This is a genomic window from Kitasatospora sp. NPDC127035 (genome assembly GCF_042726075.1).
GTDB lineage: Bacteria > Actinomycetota > Actinomycetes > Streptomycetales > Streptomycetaceae > Kitasatospora.
This window is the reverse complement of sequence record NZ_JBHXDN010000017.1, coordinates 1-16,903: the sequence shown is the minus strand read 5'-3', so window position 1 is coordinate 16,903 and position 16,903 is coordinate 1. Positions and strand designations below refer to the sequence as shown.

13 protein-coding genes, 2 pseudogenes and 1 riboswitch are annotated in these 16,903 nt (G+C 73.2%); of the genes and pseudogenes, 11 read left to right on the top strand and 4 right to left on the bottom strand.

Features of this window, described 5'->3' with window-relative positions; genetic code table 11:
- Nucleotides 1-17: 17 nt before the first annotated feature.
- Nucleotides 18-1,499: a sensor histidine kinase gene (locus ACFWIC_RS14565; RefSeq protein WP_380518543.1), complete on the top strand. Its 1,482-nt coding sequence runs from the start codon at nt 18-20 to the stop codon at nt 1,497-1,499.
- Between the two features lie 7 nt (nt 1,500-1,506).
- Nucleotides 1,507-2,232, top strand: a complete 726-nt coding sequence (locus ACFWIC_RS14560) for a response regulator transcription factor (RefSeq protein WP_329947920.1) — start codon at nt 1,507-1,509, stop codon at nt 2,230-2,232.
- Between the two features lie 189 nt (nt 2,233-2,421).
- Here ACFWIC_RS14560 and ACFWIC_RS14555 read toward each other — a convergent pair.
- Nucleotides 2,422-3,120 (bottom strand): annotated as a pseudogene (locus ACFWIC_RS14555) (phosphatase PAP2 family protein); the annotation flags it as partial.
- A gap of 282 nt (nt 3,121-3,402) precedes the next feature.
- On the opposite strand from ACFWIC_RS14555, the gene ACFWIC_RS14550 reads away from it, so the two are divergent.
- Nucleotides 3,403-4,002, top strand: coding sequence for a hypothetical protein (locus ACFWIC_RS14550; RefSeq protein ID WP_380518541.1), 600 nt, complete (start codon nt 3,403-3,405; stop codon nt 4,000-4,002).
- Nucleotides 4,003-4,118: 116 nt separating this feature from the next.
- On the top strand, nt 4,119-5,186 hold the full coding sequence (locus ACFWIC_RS14545; protein WP_380518538.1) for a MazG family protein: 1,068 nt from the start codon (nt 4,119-4,121) through the stop codon (nt 5,184-5,186).
- Nucleotides 5,187-5,246: 60 nt separating this feature from the next.
- Here the strand turns inward: ACFWIC_RS14545 and ACFWIC_RS14540 are convergent, their stop codons facing one another.
- Entirely contained in the window at nt 5,247-5,669 is a 423-nt protein-coding gene (locus ACFWIC_RS14540) for an SDR family NAD(P)-dependent oxidoreductase (RefSeq protein ID WP_329879998.1), read from the bottom strand.
- A 157-nt stretch (nt 5,670-5,826) separates the two neighbouring features.
- Here ACFWIC_RS14540 and ACFWIC_RS14535 point away from each other — a divergent pair, with 157 nt between their 5' ends.
- From ACFWIC_RS14535 to ACFWIC_RS14505, 7 genes are all read left to right on the top strand, one after another.
- Nucleotides 5,827-7,125 (top strand): cytochrome P450, encoded by a 1,299-nt coding sequence (locus ACFWIC_RS14535; protein ID WP_329947916.1) that lies wholly within the window; start codon nt 5,827-5,829, stop codon nt 7,123-7,125.
- A 230-nt stretch (nt 7,126-7,355) separates the two neighbouring features.
- Nucleotides 7,356-7,502, top strand: a riboswitch (cyclic di-AMP (ydaO/yuaA leader).
- Nucleotides 7,503-7,507: 5 nt separating this feature from the next.
- The gene (locus ACFWIC_RS14530) at nt 7,508-8,461 is read left to right on the top strand and encodes a transglycosylase family protein (RefSeq protein ID WP_380518535.1); all 954 of its coding nucleotides are present in this window, start codon (nt 7,508-7,510) and stop codon (nt 8,459-8,461) included.
- Between the two features lie 251 nt (nt 8,462-8,712).
- Nucleotides 8,713-9,999, top strand: a complete 1,287-nt coding sequence (eno, locus tag ACFWIC_RS14525) for a phosphopyruvate hydratase (protein ID WP_329879994.1) — start codon at nt 8,713-8,715, stop codon at nt 9,997-9,999.
- A gap of 110 nt (nt 10,000-10,109) precedes the next feature.
- A complete protein-coding gene (locus tag ACFWIC_RS14520) occupies nt 10,110-10,601 on the top strand; it encodes a septum formation initiator family protein (protein WP_329879993.1) in 492 nt (163 codons plus the stop codon).
- Nucleotides 10,573-11,235 carry a DUF501 domain-containing protein gene (locus ACFWIC_RS14515; RefSeq protein ID WP_380355576.1) on the top strand — a complete coding sequence of 221 codons (663 nt, stop codon included), beginning with the start codon at nt 10,573-10,575 and terminating at the stop codon, nt 11,233-11,235. The genes ACFWIC_RS14520 and ACFWIC_RS14515 overlap by 29 nt, the downstream gene beginning before the upstream one ends.
- Nucleotides 11,232-12,173, top strand: coding sequence for an exopolyphosphatase (locus ACFWIC_RS14510; RefSeq protein WP_380518532.1), 942 nt, complete (start codon nt 11,232-11,234; stop codon nt 12,171-12,173). The genes ACFWIC_RS14515 and ACFWIC_RS14510 overlap by 4 nt, the downstream gene beginning before the upstream one ends.
- A gap of 438 nt (nt 12,174-12,611) precedes the next feature.
- Nucleotides 12,612-14,003 (top strand): FAD-dependent oxidoreductase, encoded by a 1,392-nt coding sequence (locus ACFWIC_RS14505; protein ID WP_329879990.1) that lies wholly within the window; start codon nt 12,612-12,614, stop codon nt 14,001-14,003.
- Nucleotides 14,004-14,196: 193 nt separating this feature from the next.
- On the opposite strand, the gene ACFWIC_RS14500 is transcribed toward ACFWIC_RS14505, so the two are convergent.
- The gene (locus ACFWIC_RS14500) at nt 14,197-16,755 is read right to left on the bottom strand and encodes an ABC transporter permease (protein ID WP_380355522.1); all 2,559 of its coding nucleotides are present in this window, start codon (nt 16,753-16,755) and stop codon (nt 14,197-14,199) included.
- 53 nt (nt 16,756-16,808) lie between these two features.
- A pseudogene (locus ACFWIC_RS14495) lies at nt 16,809-16,903 on the bottom strand (ABC transporter ATP-binding protein); the annotation flags it as partial.

Genomic DNA, 16,903 nt, shown 5'->3' with positions numbered 1-16,903 from the left:
TCCGTAGGGTCGTGCGGATGTGGACGAGCGCGCGATGGGCGGACCGGGGGTTGCTGGCGGTGGCGGCGGCCGGGATCGGGCTGAGCCCGGTGGCCCTCTGGTGGGTGGTGCCGGCGATCGGGGCGGCCTTCCTGGCCGGCCGGCGGACGGACCGGGCGCGCCCGGCGGTGGTGGTGCTGGCCGTCCTGGTCGCCGCCGGGGTGCTGGCCGCGGTGGCGGTGCCGGCGTGGATGGTGGCGGGGACGTCGTTCGTGTCGCTGCTGGTCTGCGCCGGGATGGCGCCCTGGATGGTGGGCCGGTTCTGGCGGCAGTCGCAGGAGCTGGTGCGGGCCGGTTGGGAGCGGGCGGAGCGCCTGGAACGTGAGCAGCGGCTGGTGGCCGAGCAGGCCCGGATGCGCGAACGGGCCCGGATCGCCCAGGACATGCACGACGCCCTCGGTCACGACCTGAGCCTGATCGCCCTGCGGGCCGGCGCCCTGAAGCTGGCGCCGGACCTGGCCGGGCCGCACCGCGAGACGGCCCAGGAGATCAGGGCGGGTGCGGCGGCAGCGGTCGAGCGCCTCGGCGAGGTGATCGGGATCCTGCGGGACGAGGCCGACGAGCACGACGCCCGGGGTCCCGCCGACGCGGGTGTCCCGCAGCTGGTGGCCGAGGCGGCGGCGGCCGGTCTGGAGGTCCGGCTGACCGTGACCGGCGAGCCGGACGGCCTGTCGCGGGCGGCCGAGCACGCCGCGTACCGGGTGGTCCAGGAGGCGCTGACCAACGCTGCCAAGCACGCGCCGGGGGCGCCGGTGGAGGTGCGGGTCGCGTACTCGGCGGACGGCGCCCGCGTCCTGGTGGCCAACGGCCCGTCACCGTCGGCCCTCGCGCCGTCGCCCCTCCGGTCCTCGACCCTGCCGTCGTCAACACGTCCGTCGTCGGCACCGGGGGCCGTGCCCGGGAGCGGTGGCCGGGGTCTGATCGGCCTGGCCGAGCGGGTCCGGTTGGCGGGCGGCACCTTCGACCACGGGCCGTGCGCCGCAGGCGGGGGCGGGGGCGGGGGCTTCGAGGTGTCCGCCTCCCTGCCGCGGTCCGGCGCCCCGGCCGTTCCGCCACCCGGGCCGGTCGTCGTGTCGCCGGCCCGCGAACTGCGGCACGCCCGCCGGCGGGTGGGCCGGATGATGGCGGCGGTCGTCCTGGCGCCGCTGGCGACCGCGCTGGTGCTGACCGCGGGCCTGCGCGCGTGGACGATCTACTCCACCGGCCGCGCCGTGCTGGACCCGGCGGACTACGCGTCGCTCCGGGTCGGCCAGGACCGCGCGACCGTGCAGCGGTTTCTGCCGGACCGTCAGGTTCCGTACCATCCGTCCGTGGGCGATCCTCCGCCCCGGGGAGAAGGAGTGACGTGCGAGTACTACGCGATCACGGCCGAGCCGTTCAACAACGACCGCTCCGGGGACGCGTACCGGCTCTGCTTCCGGGGGGACGTGCTGATCTCCCTGGACGCCCTCGTCTCGTGAGCGCCGGATGAGCGGCCCGGAGCCGGCCACGACCGGTCTGCCGATCCGGGTGGTGATCGCGGACGACGAGCCGATGGTGCGGGCCGGTGTGCGGGCGGTGCTCACGACCGACCCGGGGATCGAGATCGTCGCCGAGACCGGGGACGGCCGGGAGGTGGTCGAGCTGGTGCGGCGGCACCGGCCGGACGTCGCCGTGCTGGACATCCGGATGCCCGGTACCGACGGCATCACCGCCGCCGCCGAGATCCGCCGGACGGCCGTGACCACCCGGACCGGGTCCGCGACCGGGATCGTCATGCTGACGACCTTCGGCGAGGACGACTACATCCTGCGGGCCCTCGGCGGCGGCGCCAACGGGTTCCTGATCAAGTCGGGCGAACCGGAGGAGCTGATCGCCGGCGTCCGGGCGGTGGCGGACGGCGCGGCCTACCTCTCACCCCGGGTGGCCGCGCGGGTCGTGGCCCACCTCGCCGCCGCCGGGTCCGGCGGGCCTGCCGACCGGCGTGCCGCCGCCCGTGAACAGGTGGCCGGACTCACGGCCCGGGAGCGGGACGTCCTGGCGCTGGTCGCGGCCGGGTTGTCGAACGGCCAGATCGCCCGCCGGATCGGTGTGGTGGAGGGGACGGTGAAGGCCCACGTGAGCTCCGTCCTGGCGCGGCTGGGGGTGGCCAACCGGGCGGCCGCGGCCGTCCTCGCCCACGAGGCCGGTCTGACCGCGGCCTCCGGAACCTGACCCCGCCGCCGGGTCCGTGTCCGGACCCGGGGCGGCGGCCGGCGTCGTGGCCCGGGCCAGCAGCAGCGGCCCGAGCGGCCGGACGCCGTTCTGCGAGTCGACCAGCGCCGTCGCCGAGGGCAGCAGCGCGACGACCAGCGCGGCCGTGACCGTTCCGCCGAGAGCGGCCCCCGCGACCACGTCGTGCGGGTAGTGCACGCCGGCCGCCACCCGCAGCGCCGCCGTCCCGAGGCCGACCGGGACGACCAACCAGGCCCGGCGCGGGCTCAGCAGCACGAGGCCGGTGGCCAGCGAGACGGCCAGGGTCGCGTGGTTGCTGGGGAACGACCAGTCGCCGGGCGGAGGGCAGTCCGCGAGCACGGTGGCCGGGAGCCCGACCAGCGCGCGGCAGGGCCGCTCCTCGTCGATCACGGTCTTCAGCACCTCGCTCGCCCCGTACGCGAGCACCGTCCCGAGGCCGGTGAGCACCACCCCCGCGACCGTGCGGGCGTCCCGTCGCCCCCGCGCCGTCCACCAGCCGAGCGCCAGCAACAGGCCCAGCACCAGCAGTCCGGCCTCGGTCGCGGGCTCCACCAGCTCGGCCGCCGGGCGCGGCGCGTCGGCGACGGCCTCCACCACCCGCCGGTAGCCGGTGGCGGACGCGCCGGCGACCACCCGGACCGGTCCTTCCCCACCCCCGTGCGCGGGGGCCAGCAGGCCGACCAGACAGGCCCCTGCCGCCGGAAGCGCCACGGCGAGGGTCACCCGCAGACCCGCCGTCCGTCCTGCGGTCCGTGCTCCCGCCCTCCGTCCGTTCCTCGTCCGCCCGCCCGATGCCCGACCGCTCCCGGTTGCCCGGCGCTCGGCCGCCCGCCTCCCGGCAGCGTTGTTCCTGACCGTTTTCGACATGATCGGGACGGTAGGAGCAGCAAGTGGGCCACGACCTGACCCGAAAGGCAGACGGCGACCTGGACGATCGTCAGGGTTTACGCCCGAAGCCCGAAGCCCGAAGCCCGAGACACGAGGCCCGAAGCCCGCGCCGCCCCGTGTGACCCGTTCGGGCCACGGTCCGCGCCTGGCCGCCCGCCCCGGCCTAGGCTCGGGAGGAACGCCCGGCCGCCCCCTCGCCGCCCAGCCCCGACCCCGCCGCGCGCCTTCCCCCGTAGCCACGGAAGCCTCCCGGAGATCGCCATGCACCGTCGTCGGACCGCCGCCGCCGGTGCCCTGCTGGCCGTTGCGGGCCTGTCCGCGTGCGGGAACGCCGGGCTGACGGCGGGCACCGCGGCGGTGCTGGACGGCCGGCGGATCCCGGTCGGGGCGGTGGAGGCGCGGGTGGCCGCACTGCGGCACGTGTCCGGCGGCGCGTCGGCCGATGCCCGGCAGGAGTCGGACGGACTGGTCAGGCGGGCCGTCACCGATCTGGTGCTCGACGCGGTGGTGGCCCGGGCGGTGGCCGACCGGGGGCCGGCGGTCGGTGCGGCCGAGGTGGCGGCGGCCCGCGCGGCGGAGGAGGTGCGTTACGGCGGCGCGGAACCGCTGGCCGGGGCGCTCGCCGGGCTGGGCGTGCCGGGCGGGGCGATCGACGACCACCTCCGCCGCCGGCTGGGGATCCACCGCCTCGCCGCGGACGCCGGCCAGGACGCCGGCACCCCGACGGGAGACAGGGCGGTCCGCCGGGCCCTGGCCGCCGCCGCCGTCGCCCTCCACCTGCGGGTCAACCCCCGGTACGGCACCTGGGACCCGGACCGCGTCGGCCTCGCCCCCGCCGCCCACCCCTGGCTCGCGCGCTGACCGCTCCGGACGGCGCGGGCGGGGTGCGGAGCGGCGGACGGCGGCAGGCACTCCCGGGCGGCCGGGCGCCGAAACCCGCGAGCGGGGAGACGACGGCGCCGGGTAGGTTCGGGGATGTGACGACGAATCCTCCGGGCGCGAAGCTGATCCTCCTCACCACCACCCACCGGGTGGCCCCCGGGCTGCTGTCCTGGTCCGCGTGGGAGGCCCTGCGGTCGGCGGGGCGGGTGCTGGCGGGGGACGCCGGGCATCCGCAGCTCGCCCCCGTACGACAGGCCGGCGTCGAGGTGGAGGTCGTGCCGGCCGGCTCCGCGCCGTCGCTGGCCAGGCTCCTGACCGGGCAGCAGGCCGGGGAGGGCCCGACGGTCTGGCTGGGTGGTCCGGACGGGGACCCGGGGCTGACCGACGCGCTGGCGCGCCTCGCGGTGGAGCACGCGGGCGAGGTGCCGGAGATCGAGGTGCTGCCGGGCTCGTACGACCTGCCGGGCGCCCGCCTGCTGGACCTGGCCTCCGTGATGGACCGCCTCCGCTCGCCGGGCGGCTGCCCGTGGGACGCCGAGCAGACCCACGCCAGCCTGGTGAAGTACCTGGTCGAGGAGGCCTACGAGCTGGTCGAGGCGATCGAGGAGGGGGACCGCGACACGCTCCGCGAGGAGCTCGGAGACGTCCTGCTCCAGGTGTTCTTCCACTCCCGCATCGCCGAGGAGCACCCCACCGACCCCTTCTCGGTGGACGACGTGGCGGGCGACATCGTCGAGAAGCTGATGTACCGGCACCCGCACGTGTTCGGGGACGCCGAGGCGACGGGCGCCGCCGAGGTGGAGGCGAACTGGGAGACGCTGAAGGCCGCCGAGAAGTCGGAGCGCGAGTCGGTGCTGGACGGCGTGCCGGCCGGGCTGCCGTCGCTGGCGTACGCGGCGAAGCTGGTGTCGCGGGTGCGCCGGTCCGGGTTCGCGGGCGTGTCGGACGAGCCGTACGAGCTGCCCGCGGAGCTCACGCCGGAGTCGGCGGGCGGGCTGCTGCTCGCGGTGGCGCAGCGCGCGCACGACGCGGGGGTGGACGTGGACGCCGCGCTGCGGGCGGCGGCACGCGGCTACCGGGACGCGGTCCGCGCGGCCGAGGGCCTCAAGCCCGAACAGTCGGAGCAGTCGGAGCAGTCGGAGCAGCCCGAGCAGCCGGAGTAGTCGGAGTCGCCCGGGCCACCCGCGCGCGGCGGACCGGGGCGCCCGGCCCGCCACCGCGGGTCAGACCCGCGCGACGTCCTTCGCCGGCCGCCGCTGCGCCGGGACGACCTCGCCGATCGCCTCGCCGACCAGCGCGACCAGTTCGGCGAGCCGCTCCAGGTCGAGGTGGTCGGGCAGGTCGGCGAGCGACACGATCCGCTCGCCGTCCGGTCCGGCCACGCAGAACAGGTCGATCGGGCCGAGGTGCTTCTCGGCGGTGTCGACGAGGGCGGCGACGTCGCTGGGGCGGCGGATGTCGCCGCAGACGCCGACGACCGGGCAGCCCGGCCGGTCGAGCTCGGTGGCGAGGTCCTCGGCGATGCCGACCTGCTGGTCGGCGATGAGGATCCCGGCTGCTCCGGCGGCGGTGAACCTGCGGGCGAGGTCGGCCCCCGACCCGCCGTGGAGTACCGCGATCACGACGACCGAACCGGTGTCCCGCATGGTGTTGCTCCTCCCTGTGGGCGGCCCCGCACCGGCGCCCACGGACATCTTGCGGAGGATCGTAGGCACGTCCTGACCCTCCGCAACAGGGAATACCCCTCAGGTGACCAGACTCACGCCTGTCGTGTCCGACTTGCACCCGGGATACCGTCGTTCCATGCCAGTCCAGCCCGCCTCCGCCCGCCCTCCGCTCTTCACCTGGGACTTCGCCGCCGACCCGTACCCGGCGTACGCGTGGCTGCGCGAGCACGAGCCGGTGCACCGCACCACCCTGCCGAGCGGCGTGGAGGCGTGGCTGGTGACGCGGTACGCGGACGCCCGGCAGGCGCTGGCGGACGGCCGGCTCTCCAAGAACCCGGCGAACCACAGCGAGCAGGCGCACCGCGCCGGCCGGGTCGGCATCCCGGGCGAGCGCCAGGCCGACCTGATGACGCACCTGCTGAACATCGATCCGCCGGACCACACCCGGCTCCGCCGTCTGGTGTCGAAGGCGTTCACGCCGCGCCGGGTGGCGGCCTTCGAGCCCCGGGTGCAGCAGCTGACCGACCGGCTGATCGACGGGTTCGCGGAGCGCGGGAGCGCCGACCTGATCCACGAGTTCGCCTTCCCGCTCCCCATCTACGCGATCTGCGACATGCTCGGGGTGCCCGCCGAGGACCAGGACGACTTCCGGGACTGGGCCGGGATGATGATCCGGCACGGCGGTGGCCGGCGCGGCGGTGTGGGGCGCGCGGTGAAGCGGATGCGCGAGTACCTGGCGGAGCTGATCCACCGCAAGCGGGCGGACCTCGGGGACGACCTGATCTCCGGGCTGATCCGGGCCGGTGACCACGGCGAGCACCTCACCGAGAACGAGGCCGCGGCGATGGCCTTCATCCTGCTCTTCGCCGGGTTCGAGACGACCGTGAACCTGATCGGCAACGGCACGTACGCGCTGTTGCGCAATCCCGGCCAGCGCGCCCTGCTCCAGGAGTCGATCGCCCGTGGCGAGAGCGGTCTGCTGGAGACCGGGATCGAGGAACTCCTGCGCTACGACGGGCCGGTGGAGCTGGCGACGTGGCGGTTCGCGACCAGCCCGCTGACCATCGGAGGGGTGGACATCCCGGCCGGGGACCCGGTGCTGGTCGTGCTCGCGGCGGCGGACCGGGACCCGGCGCGGTTCGCCGACGAGAACACCCTCGACCTGGCCCGCGCGGACAACCCGCACCTGGGCTTCGGGCACGGCATCCACTACTGCATCGGCGCCCCGCTGGCCCGGTTGGAGGGGCGGTCCGCGCTGGCCACGCTGCTCTCCCGGCTGCCCGACCTGCGGCTCGCCGAGAGCCCGGAGAACCTGCGGTGGCGCGGTGGTCTGATCATGCGTGGACTTCGTGAACTTCCCGTGGAATTCACCCCCGAGAAGATGCCCGAAAGGGCCTCTTCCGGGCAGTCGTCCGGTGCTCCGTCCGATCGGTGAGGCGACCCGCGACACGCTGACGGAAGGTCTCCGACCAGGCAGGACGGCGAGATTGAACCGCCACCAACCCGGACATAGCGCCCCCGTTGGTGAGCGATCCATCACCTGACGTGATTTCCGTGTGATACCGACGATATGAGCTTGTGATTGCTCTACGGATCTGTCTACTCTCCGTGGAGTTCGCAGCTGCGAGCCCCGAGCACGGAACGCCGAGTCCTGCCCGTCGTGCCCCGGGAAACCGACCAGACCCTGGGCAGGGGCGGGGGAACCAGGTTTGTTGCCGTCCCCCACGGCTTGGGGTGAAGCCGCCTCGCGCGGCCGGGCCACCTCCCGGTCCGAACCCGACAGCTCACCTCGCAGGCGTGCGGAGAGGGACCTCTTCATGCTGTTCGTCGGAACCGGCCGTCATCGTCGTCGTACCCAGACCGAGAAGGCCATCGCCGTCGCCGGCGTCGCCGGTGTCGGGCTGGCCCTGCCGATCCTCAGCGCCACCGGTGCCTCCGCCGCCCCGGTCTCCACCTGGGACGCGGTCGCCCAGTGCGAGGCCGGCGGCAACTGGAGCATCAACACCGGCAACGGCTTCTACGGCGGCCTGCAGTTCACGCCCAGCACCTGGAAGGCGTTCGGCGGCACCTCGTACGCGCCGCAGGCCAACCAGGCCTCCAAGGCGCAGCAGATCTCGGTGGCCGAGAAGGTCCTCGCCTCGCAGGGGCCGGGCGCCTGGCCGGTCTGCTCCAAGAAGGCGGGCCTGAGCAAGGGCGGCGCCCCGGCGGCGGTCGACACCTCGGCGGACGCCAAGCCGGCCGTCCCGCAGGCCGCCACCCAGCCGAGCGCGCCGCAGACCACCGCCCCGCAGACCACCGCGCCGAAGCACGCCGCGCCGAAGTCGGCCCAGCAGGAGAAGCCGGCCCAGGCGGCCAAGCAGGCCCCGAAGCACGCCGCGCCGAAGCCGCAGGCCCAGCAGGACCGGCCGCAGGTGCAGCAGTACGGGCAGGCCCCGTCCTTCTCCGGCACGTCCGGCTGGGACGCCGACGCGAAGGTGTTCTGGTACGAGAACAACGGCGGCTGGTACTGGACCAGCCACCAGAGCGTCTACCAGCAGTACGCCGGTCAGGCCGCGGTCCAGGACGCCCGTCCGGCCGCCGCCCAGAGCGCCCCGGCCGCCCAGCAGGGCGCGGGCCACGGCTACACCGTCCGGGCGGGCGACACGCTCGCCGGCATCGCCGCCGGCCAGGGTGTCTCCGGCGGCTGGCAGGCGCTCTACGACGGCAACCGCGGCACCGTCGGCGGCGACCCCGACCTGATCGTCCCCGGCCAGGTGCTCACCCTCGGCTGATGCCGTTTCGCCGGTGGATCGCGAGGGGGGCCGGGTTCGACCGGGTCCGGCCCCTTCGTCCCGATCCGGCCCCCTTCCGTGGGGCAACCAGGTGAACTACCGGCGGGTAGCCGTGCCACACGCTGAGACGGGACCCGGGCCGACGTGGCCCGGAGAGCCCGTGCGGTTAGGCTCTGGTCGTAACGACTCCGCAATCGTCCGGCCGACAGCACCCACCGTCAGCCGAACCTGTTTCCGCTAGGAGATGCCTCGTGCCGTCCATCGATGTCGTCGTAGCCCGTGAGATCCTCGACTCGCGTGGCAACCCCACGGTCGAGGTCGAGGTGGGCCTCGACGACGGCAGCACCGGCCGCGCCGCTGTCCCGTCGGGTGCCTCCACCGGCGCCTTCGAGGCGCTGGAGCTCCGCGACGGTGACAAGAACCGCTACTTCGGCAAGGGCGTGGAGAAGGCCGTCCTGGCCGTCATCGAGCAGATCGGCCCGGAGCTCGTCGGCTACGACGCCACCGAGCAGCGCCTGATCGACCAGGCCATGCTCGACCTGGACGCCACCCCGGACAAGTCCTCGCTCGGCGCCAACGCCATCCTGGGCGTCTCGCTGGCCGTCGCGCACGCCGCCTCCGAGGCCAGCGACCTGCCGCTGTTCCGCTACCTGGGCGGCCCGAACGCGCACGTCCTGCCGGTCCCGATGATGAACATCCTCAACGGCGGCTCGCACGCGGACTCCAACGTCGACATCCAGGAGTTCATGATCGCTCCGATCGGCGCGGAGTCCTTCTCCGAGGCCGTCCGCTGGGGCGTCGAGGTCTACCACACCCTCAAGGGTGTGCTGAAGGAGCGCGGCCTCTCCACCGGCCTGGGCGACGAGGGCGGCTTCGCCCCGAACCTGGACTCCAACCGCGAGGCCCTGGACCTCATCGTCGAGGCGATCCAGAAGGCCGGCTACGTGCCGGGCAAGGACGTCGCGCTGGCGCTGGACGTCGCCTCCTCCGAGTTCTACGAGGACGGCGCCTACCAGTTCGAGGGCAAGGCGCTCACCTCCGCCGAGCTCATCGAGTACTACGCCGGCCTGGTCGCCGCCTACCCGCTGGTCTCCATCGAGGACCCGCTGGACGAGTCGGACTGGGACGGCTGGAAGGCCATGACCGACAAGCTGGGCGACAAGGTCCAGATCGTCGGCGACGACCTGTTCGTCACCAACCCGGCCCGCCTGGCCCGTGGCATCGAGACCGGCACCGCCAACGCGCTGCTGGTGAAGGTGAACCAGATCGGCTCGCTGACCGAGACCCTGGACGCCGTCGAGCTGGCCCAGCGCAACGGCTACCGCTGCATGATGTCGCACCGCTCCGGCGAGACCGAGGACGTCACCATCGCCGACCTGGCCGTCGCGACCAACTGCGGCCAGATCAAGACCGGTGCCCCGGCCCGCTCCGAGCGCGTCGCCAAGTACAACCAGCTGCTGCGCATTGAGGAGATCCTCGACGACGCCGCCGAGTACGCCGGCCGCGGCGCCTTCCCGCGGTTCAAGTACGAGGGCTGACACACACAGCTCCCGCCGGTGCCCCGCCTGTTCACCCCGTAGGGTGGACGGCGGGGCACCGTCGCGACCAGGAGGGGACACCGGAGATGGCAGGCTGGAGGATCCCGGGCTTGGCGGCCCGGCCTCGGTTCACGAGCCGGGCGACCGTCCTCGTGCTGGTGCTCTGCTCGCTGGTGGCGATCCTGGCGTACCCGACGCGGCAGTTCATCTCGCAGCGTTCCGAGATCTCCTCCCAGCGGGCCAAGGCCGAGCACGCCCGGCAGCAGGTCGAGCAGCTCCGCCGGGAGAAGGCCCGCTGGCAGGACCCCGAGTACGTCAAGGTGCAGGCCCGCGCCCGGCTGCACTACGCGATGCCGGGGGAGACCCCGTACATCGCGGTGGACCCGGCCGCCGGGGAGGCGACCAGGTCGTCCGTCGGCGCGCCGCCGCCCGCACAGGGCCCGGCCACCGGGCCGGCCAAGGCGGCCAGGCCCTGGTACGCCGGCATCTGGGACTCGGTGGACGCCGCCGCAGCCCCTGCCGCCGCCCCGGCCGCCGCCTCCGCCCCTCCCTCACCACCCGCCCCCGCCCCCGCTGGAGACAGCTCCTCCCATGACCACTGAGAACCACCCCACCGTCTCCGACGAGGACGTCGCGGCCATCGCCGCGCAGCTCGGCCGGGTCCCGCGCGGCCTGCGCGGCGTGGCCCACCGCTGCCCCTGCGGCAACCCGGACGTCGTGGAGACGGCCCCCCGGCTGCCGGACGGCACGCCGTTCCCGACCCTGTACTACCTGACCTGCCCCAAGGCCGCCTCGCTGATCGGCACCCTGGAGGCGGACGGCGTGATGAAGGAGCAGAGCGCCCGGCTGGCTGAGGACCCGGAGCTGGCCGCCGCCTACCGGAAGGCGCACGAGGACTACATCGCCCGGCGCGACGCCATCGAGGTGCTGGAGGGCTTCCCGAGCGCCGGCGGCATGCCGGACCGGGTCAAGTGCCTGCACGTGCTGGTCGGCCACTCGCTGGCGGCCGGCGAGGGCGTCAACCCGCTCGGCGACGAGGCGATCGGCCTGCTGGAGGACTGGTGGGCCAAGGGCCCGTGCGTCTCCCCCGCCGAGGTCACCGCGGCCGGTGAGCGGGTGGCCCGCAACCGGGCCAAGGCGAAGGACGACGCGGCCGTGATCGCGGCCAAGGAGCAGAAGACCGCCGAGCGCGCCGCCAAGCGGGCCTCCCAGGAGGCCGGGGAGGACGGCGCGTGACCGTCACCAGGGTCGCCGCGATCGACTGCGGCACCAACTCGATCCGGCTGCTCGTCGCCGACCTCGACCCGGAGACCGGCGCGATCACCGACCTCGACCGGCGGATGGTGATCAACCGGCTGGGCCAGGGCGTGGACCGGACCGGCCGGCTGCACCCGGACGCGCTGGCCCGCACCTTCGCGGCCTGCCGGGAGCACGCGGAGGTCGTGTCCGGCTTCGGGGTGGACCCCGGGCGGATCCGCTTCGTGGCGACCAGCGCCTCCCGGGACGCCGAGAACAGCGCCGAGTACATCGAGGGCGTGCGCGCCGTCCTGGGCGTGGAGCCCGAGGTCGTCAGCGGCGAGGAGGAGGCGCACCTCTCGTTCGTCGGCGCCACCAAGGAGTTCACCGGCGGTCAGTTCCCGGCGCCGTACCTGGTCTTCGACCTGGGGGGCGGCTCGACCGAGTTCGTGCTCGGGGACGAGGACGTGCGGGCCGCGCGTTCGGTGGACATCGGCTGCGTCCGGCTGACCGAGCGGCACTTCGGCGGCGCCGAGCTGCCCTCGGCGGAGCAGGTCGAGGAGGCGCGGGCGCACGTCCGGGCCGAGCTGGACCGGGCGGCGGAGAGCGTCCCGCTGACCGGTGCGGCCACCCTGGTCGGCCTGGCGGGCACGGTGACCACCCTCTCGGCCATCGCCCAGGACCTCCCCCGGTACGACTCCGAGGCGATCCACCACTCGCGGATGAGCCGCGCCGAGGTGGCCGCGATCGCCGAGCGGCTGCTGCGCGCCACCCACGCGGAGCGGGCGGCCATTCCGTCGATGCACCCGGGCCGGGTGGACGTGATCGCCGCCGGAGCGCTGGAACTGCTGGAGATCATGGAGCGGACCGGCGCCGCCGAGGTGGTCGTCAGCGAGCACGACATCCTGGACGGGATCGCCTGGAGCATCGTTTCCTGACCGGGCCCCGCCCCCCTGCCACGCCGTTTTCCCGGCCCCGGCACCCCGTTGCGGGTGCCGGGGCCGGGGCGCGCCCGGGGCCGTGCGGGAAAGTTCGTGAATTTCTTCACATGGAGATCCCGCCATTCGCCCCGGGGACGGGCCCGGTCCGTCCGATATGTGGGACCGAAGGCCCGCCCGGCATGACAGCCGCTGGATCGCAGGTCCCGTCCCGCCAGAGGTTTGAAAATCGAAATCCTGTGGGGGAACCCGGGCCCCGTACGGATCGTTGCTGCTCAGCGGGGCCGTTCGAACGGACGTGCTCACGGAGGGGCCGGACGGGCCGCGAGGAGTCGACCGGGAAGCGATTTTGGGGGCGCGAAGTGTAGCACGGGGTGTCCAGAAGCTTGTGAGCGGGCTCACGAAGGCTGCTCCGAACGGTGCTGGATACTTTCGGATATGAGCACCACGGAGCGTCCTCGCATCCTCATTGTCGGCGGTGGTTACGTCGGCCTGTATGCCGCGATGCGCATCCTCAAGAAGATGCGTTACGGCGAAGCGACCGTCACGGTCGTCGACCCGCGGTCGTACATGACGTACCTGCCCTTCCTCCCCGAGGCGGCCGGCGGCAACGTCGCGCCCCGCAACCTCGTCGCGCCGCTGCGCAGCGCCCTCAAGCAGGCGGAGGTGCTCACCGGTGCGGTCACCGGTGTGGACCACGCCCGTAAGGTCGCCACCATCCAGCCCGCGGCCGGCGACTCGTACGAGCTGCCCTTCGAGTACCTGGTCGTCGCGACCGGCTCGGTCTCCCGCACCTTCCCGATCCCGGGTCTGGCGGAGCACGGCATCGGCATGAAGACCGTGGAGGAGGCCATCAGCCTCCGCAACCACGTCATGGCGCAGCTGGACAAGGCCGAGTCCACCACCGACGAGGCGATCCGCCGCAAGGCGCTGACCTTCGTCGTCGTCGGCGGCGGCTTCGCCGGCGTCGAGACGATCGCCGAGATCGAGGACATGGCGCGCGACGCCGCCAAGATCTACAAGACGGTCAGCCGCGACGACATGCGCTTCATCCTGGTGGAGGCGGCCAACCGCATCCTCCCGGAGATGGGCCCGGACCTCGGTCTGTGGACCAAGGAGAAGCTCGAAGAGCGTCAGATCGAGATCTACATCGAGACCTCGATGGACTCCTGCGTCGACCAGCACGTCGTGCTGAAGAACGGCGTCGAGGCGGACGCCTCCACCATCGTGTGGACCGCCGGCGTGAAGCCGAACCCGGTGCTGGCCGAGTTCGGTCTGCCGCTGGGCCCCCGCGGCCACGTCGACACCGCGCCGACCCTGCAGGTCCAGGGCTTCGACTACGTCTGGGCCGCCGGCGACAACGCCCAGGTGCCGGACCTCGCCGCCGGCGAGGGTGCCTGGTGCCCGCCGAACGCGCAGCACGCCGTCCGCCAGGCCGCCGTCCTCGGTGACAACGTCATCTCCGGCATGCGCGGGTTCCCGCAGCAGGAGTACAAGCACAAGAACCTGGGTGCGGTCGCCGGTCTCGGCCTGCACAAGGGCGTGGCGATCCTCTTCGGCAAGTACAAGCTGAAGGGCCGTCCGGCCTGGTGGTTCCACCGCCTGTACCACGGCGCCATGGTCCCCACCATGAACCGCAAGGTCCGCGTCTTCACCGACTGGACCCTGGCCGTCTTCCTGAAGCGCGAGGCCGTCGGCCTGTCGCAGATGGAGAAGCCGTTCGAGGCGTTCCAGGAGGCCGCGGCGCCCGCGCCCAAGCCGGTCGAGGCCGCCAAGCCCGCCGAGGCCGCCAAGCCTGCTGCCGACAAGGAGCTCGCCGGCAGCAAGTAGGCGACTGCGGACCCCGGTGTGGGAGCACCGGGGTATGAGTCGGAGGCCCTCCGCCCGGCAGCGTTGCCGGACCACGACCTCCGTGGTGCTCAGCCGGCTGTGCGAGTCGGGCGGAGTACGAGAAGTACGAGAAGGCCCCCGCCGAACCCTCTGGCGGGGGCCTTTCCGTGTCCGGTGCCGAACCGGCCCGGGGTCAGTCCGTCTTGATGCTGGCGAGGATGTCCAGCTTGGACGCCCGGCGGGCGGGCCAGAAGGCGGCGACCAGGCCGACCAGGCCGGCCAGCACCAGGAAGATCAGCAGCTGGCCGAACGGGAGGACCGTGGTCAGGCCCTGCAGGTCGGACTTCAGCGTGCCGTTGATCGCCCAGGCCATGAAGGCGCCGAGCAGGACGCCGATGCCGGCGCCGAAGACCGAGATCACCACGGACTCCAGGCGGACCATCCGCTTGATGCCGCCGCGGTCCAGGCCGATCGCCCGCAGCATGCCGATCTCGCGCTTCCGCTCGAAGACCGACATCGCGAGGGTGTTGATGACCCCGAGGATCGCGACGATCACGGACATCGCCAGCAGGCCGTACATCATGTTCAGCGCGAAGGTGATGATCTGGCTGAAGTCGTCACGGACGTCCTGCTTGGACTTGACCTCGATCACCGGGTTGGCGCCGGTGGCGCTCTTCAGCGACTGCTTGAGGCTGTCGCTCTCCCCGTCGGCGCCCTTGACCAGGACGTTGTTCAGGTACGGCTGCGGCTCGTGCTTGACGATCTCGCTGTTGGCCAGCATGACCGGGCCCAGCAGGCCGCCCTTGGTGTAGACGCCGCCGACGGTCAGGGTGCCGGTGGTCTCGTCGGGGAAGGTGACGTTCATCGTCGAGCCGGTGGTGACGCCGAACTTCTTCGCGACGTCCTCGTCGACCAGCAGCTGTCCCTTGCCGACGGCCGCGACGGAGCCGCTCTTCAGCTCCACGGACACCAGCTTGTCGAAGGTGTCCGCGTTCAGGCCGGTGATCGCCTTGGAGGTGCCGTTGAGCTCCCAGTAGACGGTGGTCAGCGGCGATGAGGCGGTCACGCCCGGGGCCTTGGCGATCTCGCCCGGGACCTTGTCGGACAGGCTCATGCCGTTGGCGGCCGAGACCAGGAAGTCGGCCTTCATCGAGCTGGTGACGGCCTTGTCGAGCGTGTCGGAGACCGAGGCGCCGATCACCGTCAGCCCGGTGACCAGGGTCATGCCGATGGTGAGCGCGGCCGCGGTGGCCGCGGTGCGGCGCGGGTTGCGCACCGCGTTCTGCCGGGCTAGCTTGCCCGGCATGCCGAACAGCCGGCCGAGGACCGGGCCGACCAGCGCGATCATCGGGCGGGAGAGCAGCGGCAGCAGGATGAAGACGCCGAGGACGGTGAGCACGGCGCCGATCGCGACCGGGATCCGGCCGTCGGAGTTGCCCTTGGCCGCGCCGAAGGCGACCAGCGCCATGCCACCGGCGGCCAGCAGCGAGCCGATCACGTTCCGGACCACCAGCGACTTCTGGGAGGCCGGCTGGTCGCCGCTGCTCATCGCGGCCACCGGGGCGATCCGGGAGGCGCGCATGGCGGGCATCAGGGCGGAGAGCACCGTGACCAGGACGCCGACGACCAGGGTGACCGCGACGGTCAGCGGCTTGATGACCAGCGAACCGGTCGGCATGCCGTCGCCCAGCGAGGCGATCAGGGACTGCATCCCGGCGCCGATGCCGACACCGGCGACCAGGCCGGCCAGCGCCGACACGGTGCCGATCGCCAGGGCCTCGACCAGGACGGACCGGGTGACCTGCTTGCGGCTGGCGCCGATCGCGCGGAGCAGTGCCAGCTCCTTGGTGCGCTGGGCGACCAGCATGGTGAAGGTGTTGGCGATGATGAAGATGCCGACGAAGAGCGAGATGGCGGCAAATGAGAGCAGCATCATGCGCATGCCCTCGGTGCCGCTGGTGATCATCCGCTCCTCCTCGGCCTTGAGCTGCTCGCCGGTGCGGACCTCGATCTGCTGGCCGGGCTTGAGCTTCTCGTCGACCTGGGAGAGCAGGGCGTCCTGGGCGGTGCCGGGCTTCGCGGTGAGCACGATGCCGCTGTAGCGGCCGGGCTCCAGCAGCAGCTGCTGGGCGGTGGCGCGGTCGAACAGGGTGAGCGTGCCGCCGGTGCTGACCACCGGGTCGTCGGTGGTGAAGACGCCGGTGAGCTTCGCCTCGACGACCGGGCCGTTGGAGCCGACCCGGACGGTGTCGCCGACCTTGTAGCCGGCCTTGTCGGCGGTCTTCCGGTCGAGGGCGATCTCCTTGGCCGTCTTCGGGCCCTGGCCCTCGACCATCGGGTACCGGGTGTCCTTGCCGTCCGGACCGGGCGCGAAGTTGCCGCCCTTGGCCGACCAGGCCTGGCCGATCAGGGTGCCGTCCTTGTCGGCGACGCCGGTGAAGCCGCTCACCACGCCGCGGGCCGAGGCGGCGCCGGGCAGCGCGGCGAGCTGCTGGACGGTCGCGTCGGTCAGGGTCGCCGGGCTCTTCTCGCTCTTCTCCCGGGCGCTGGCGGTGGCTCCGGCGGAGTTGTCGACGACCTGGACCGCCACGTCCGAGTAGCTCTTGGAGTTGCTGTCCCGCATGGCCTTGCCGAAGGTGTCGGAGAAGACCATGGTGCCGGCGACGAAGGCGGTGCCGAGCATGACGGCGAGCGCCGTCATCAGCAGTCGGCCCTTGTGGGCCAGCACGTTGCGCAGTGCGGTGCGATACATGGGGTTTCCCGGGTGTCCTGGGGTCGGTGAGGGGGCGGTCGGCTGTCGCGGTGTCAGCTGGTGCGGCCCTTGGCGTCGAAGCGGCGCATGCGGTCCAGGACGGTGTCGGCGGTGGGCTGGTGGAGTTCGTCGACGATGCGGCCGTCGG

Bases quoted from the DNA above. Each gene is read 5' to 3' on its own strand.
- ACFWIC_RS14565 (WP_380518543.1), top strand. From the start codon at position 18: ATGTGGACGAGCGCGCGATGGGCGGACCGGGGGTTGCTGGCGGTGGCG.
- ACFWIC_RS14560 (WP_329947920.1), top strand. From the start codon at position 1,507: ATGAGCGGCCCGGAGCCGGCCACGACCGGTCTGCCGATCCGGGTGGTG.
- ACFWIC_RS14550 (WP_380518541.1), top strand. From the start codon at position 3,403: ATGCACCGTCGTCGGACCGCCGCCGCCGGTGCCCTGCTGGCCGTTGCG.
- ACFWIC_RS14540 (WP_329879998.1), bottom strand. From the start codon at position 5,669: ATGCGGGACACCGGTTCGGTCGTCGTGATCGCGGTACTCCACGGCGGG.
- ACFWIC_RS14535 (WP_329947916.1), top strand. From the start codon at position 5,827: ATGCCAGTCCAGCCCGCCTCCGCCCGCCCTCCGCTCTTCACCTGGGAC.
- ACFWIC_RS14530 (WP_380518535.1), top strand. From the start codon at position 7,508: ATGCTGTTCGTCGGAACCGGCCGTCATCGTCGTCGTACCCAGACCGAG.
- ACFWIC_RS14505 (WP_329879990.1), top strand. From the start codon at position 12,612: ATGAGCACCACGGAGCGTCCTCGCATCCTCATTGTCGGCGGTGGTTAC.
- ACFWIC_RS14500 (WP_380355522.1), bottom strand. From the start codon at position 16,755: ATGTATCGCACCGCACTGCGCAACGTGCTGGCCCACAAGGGCCGACTG.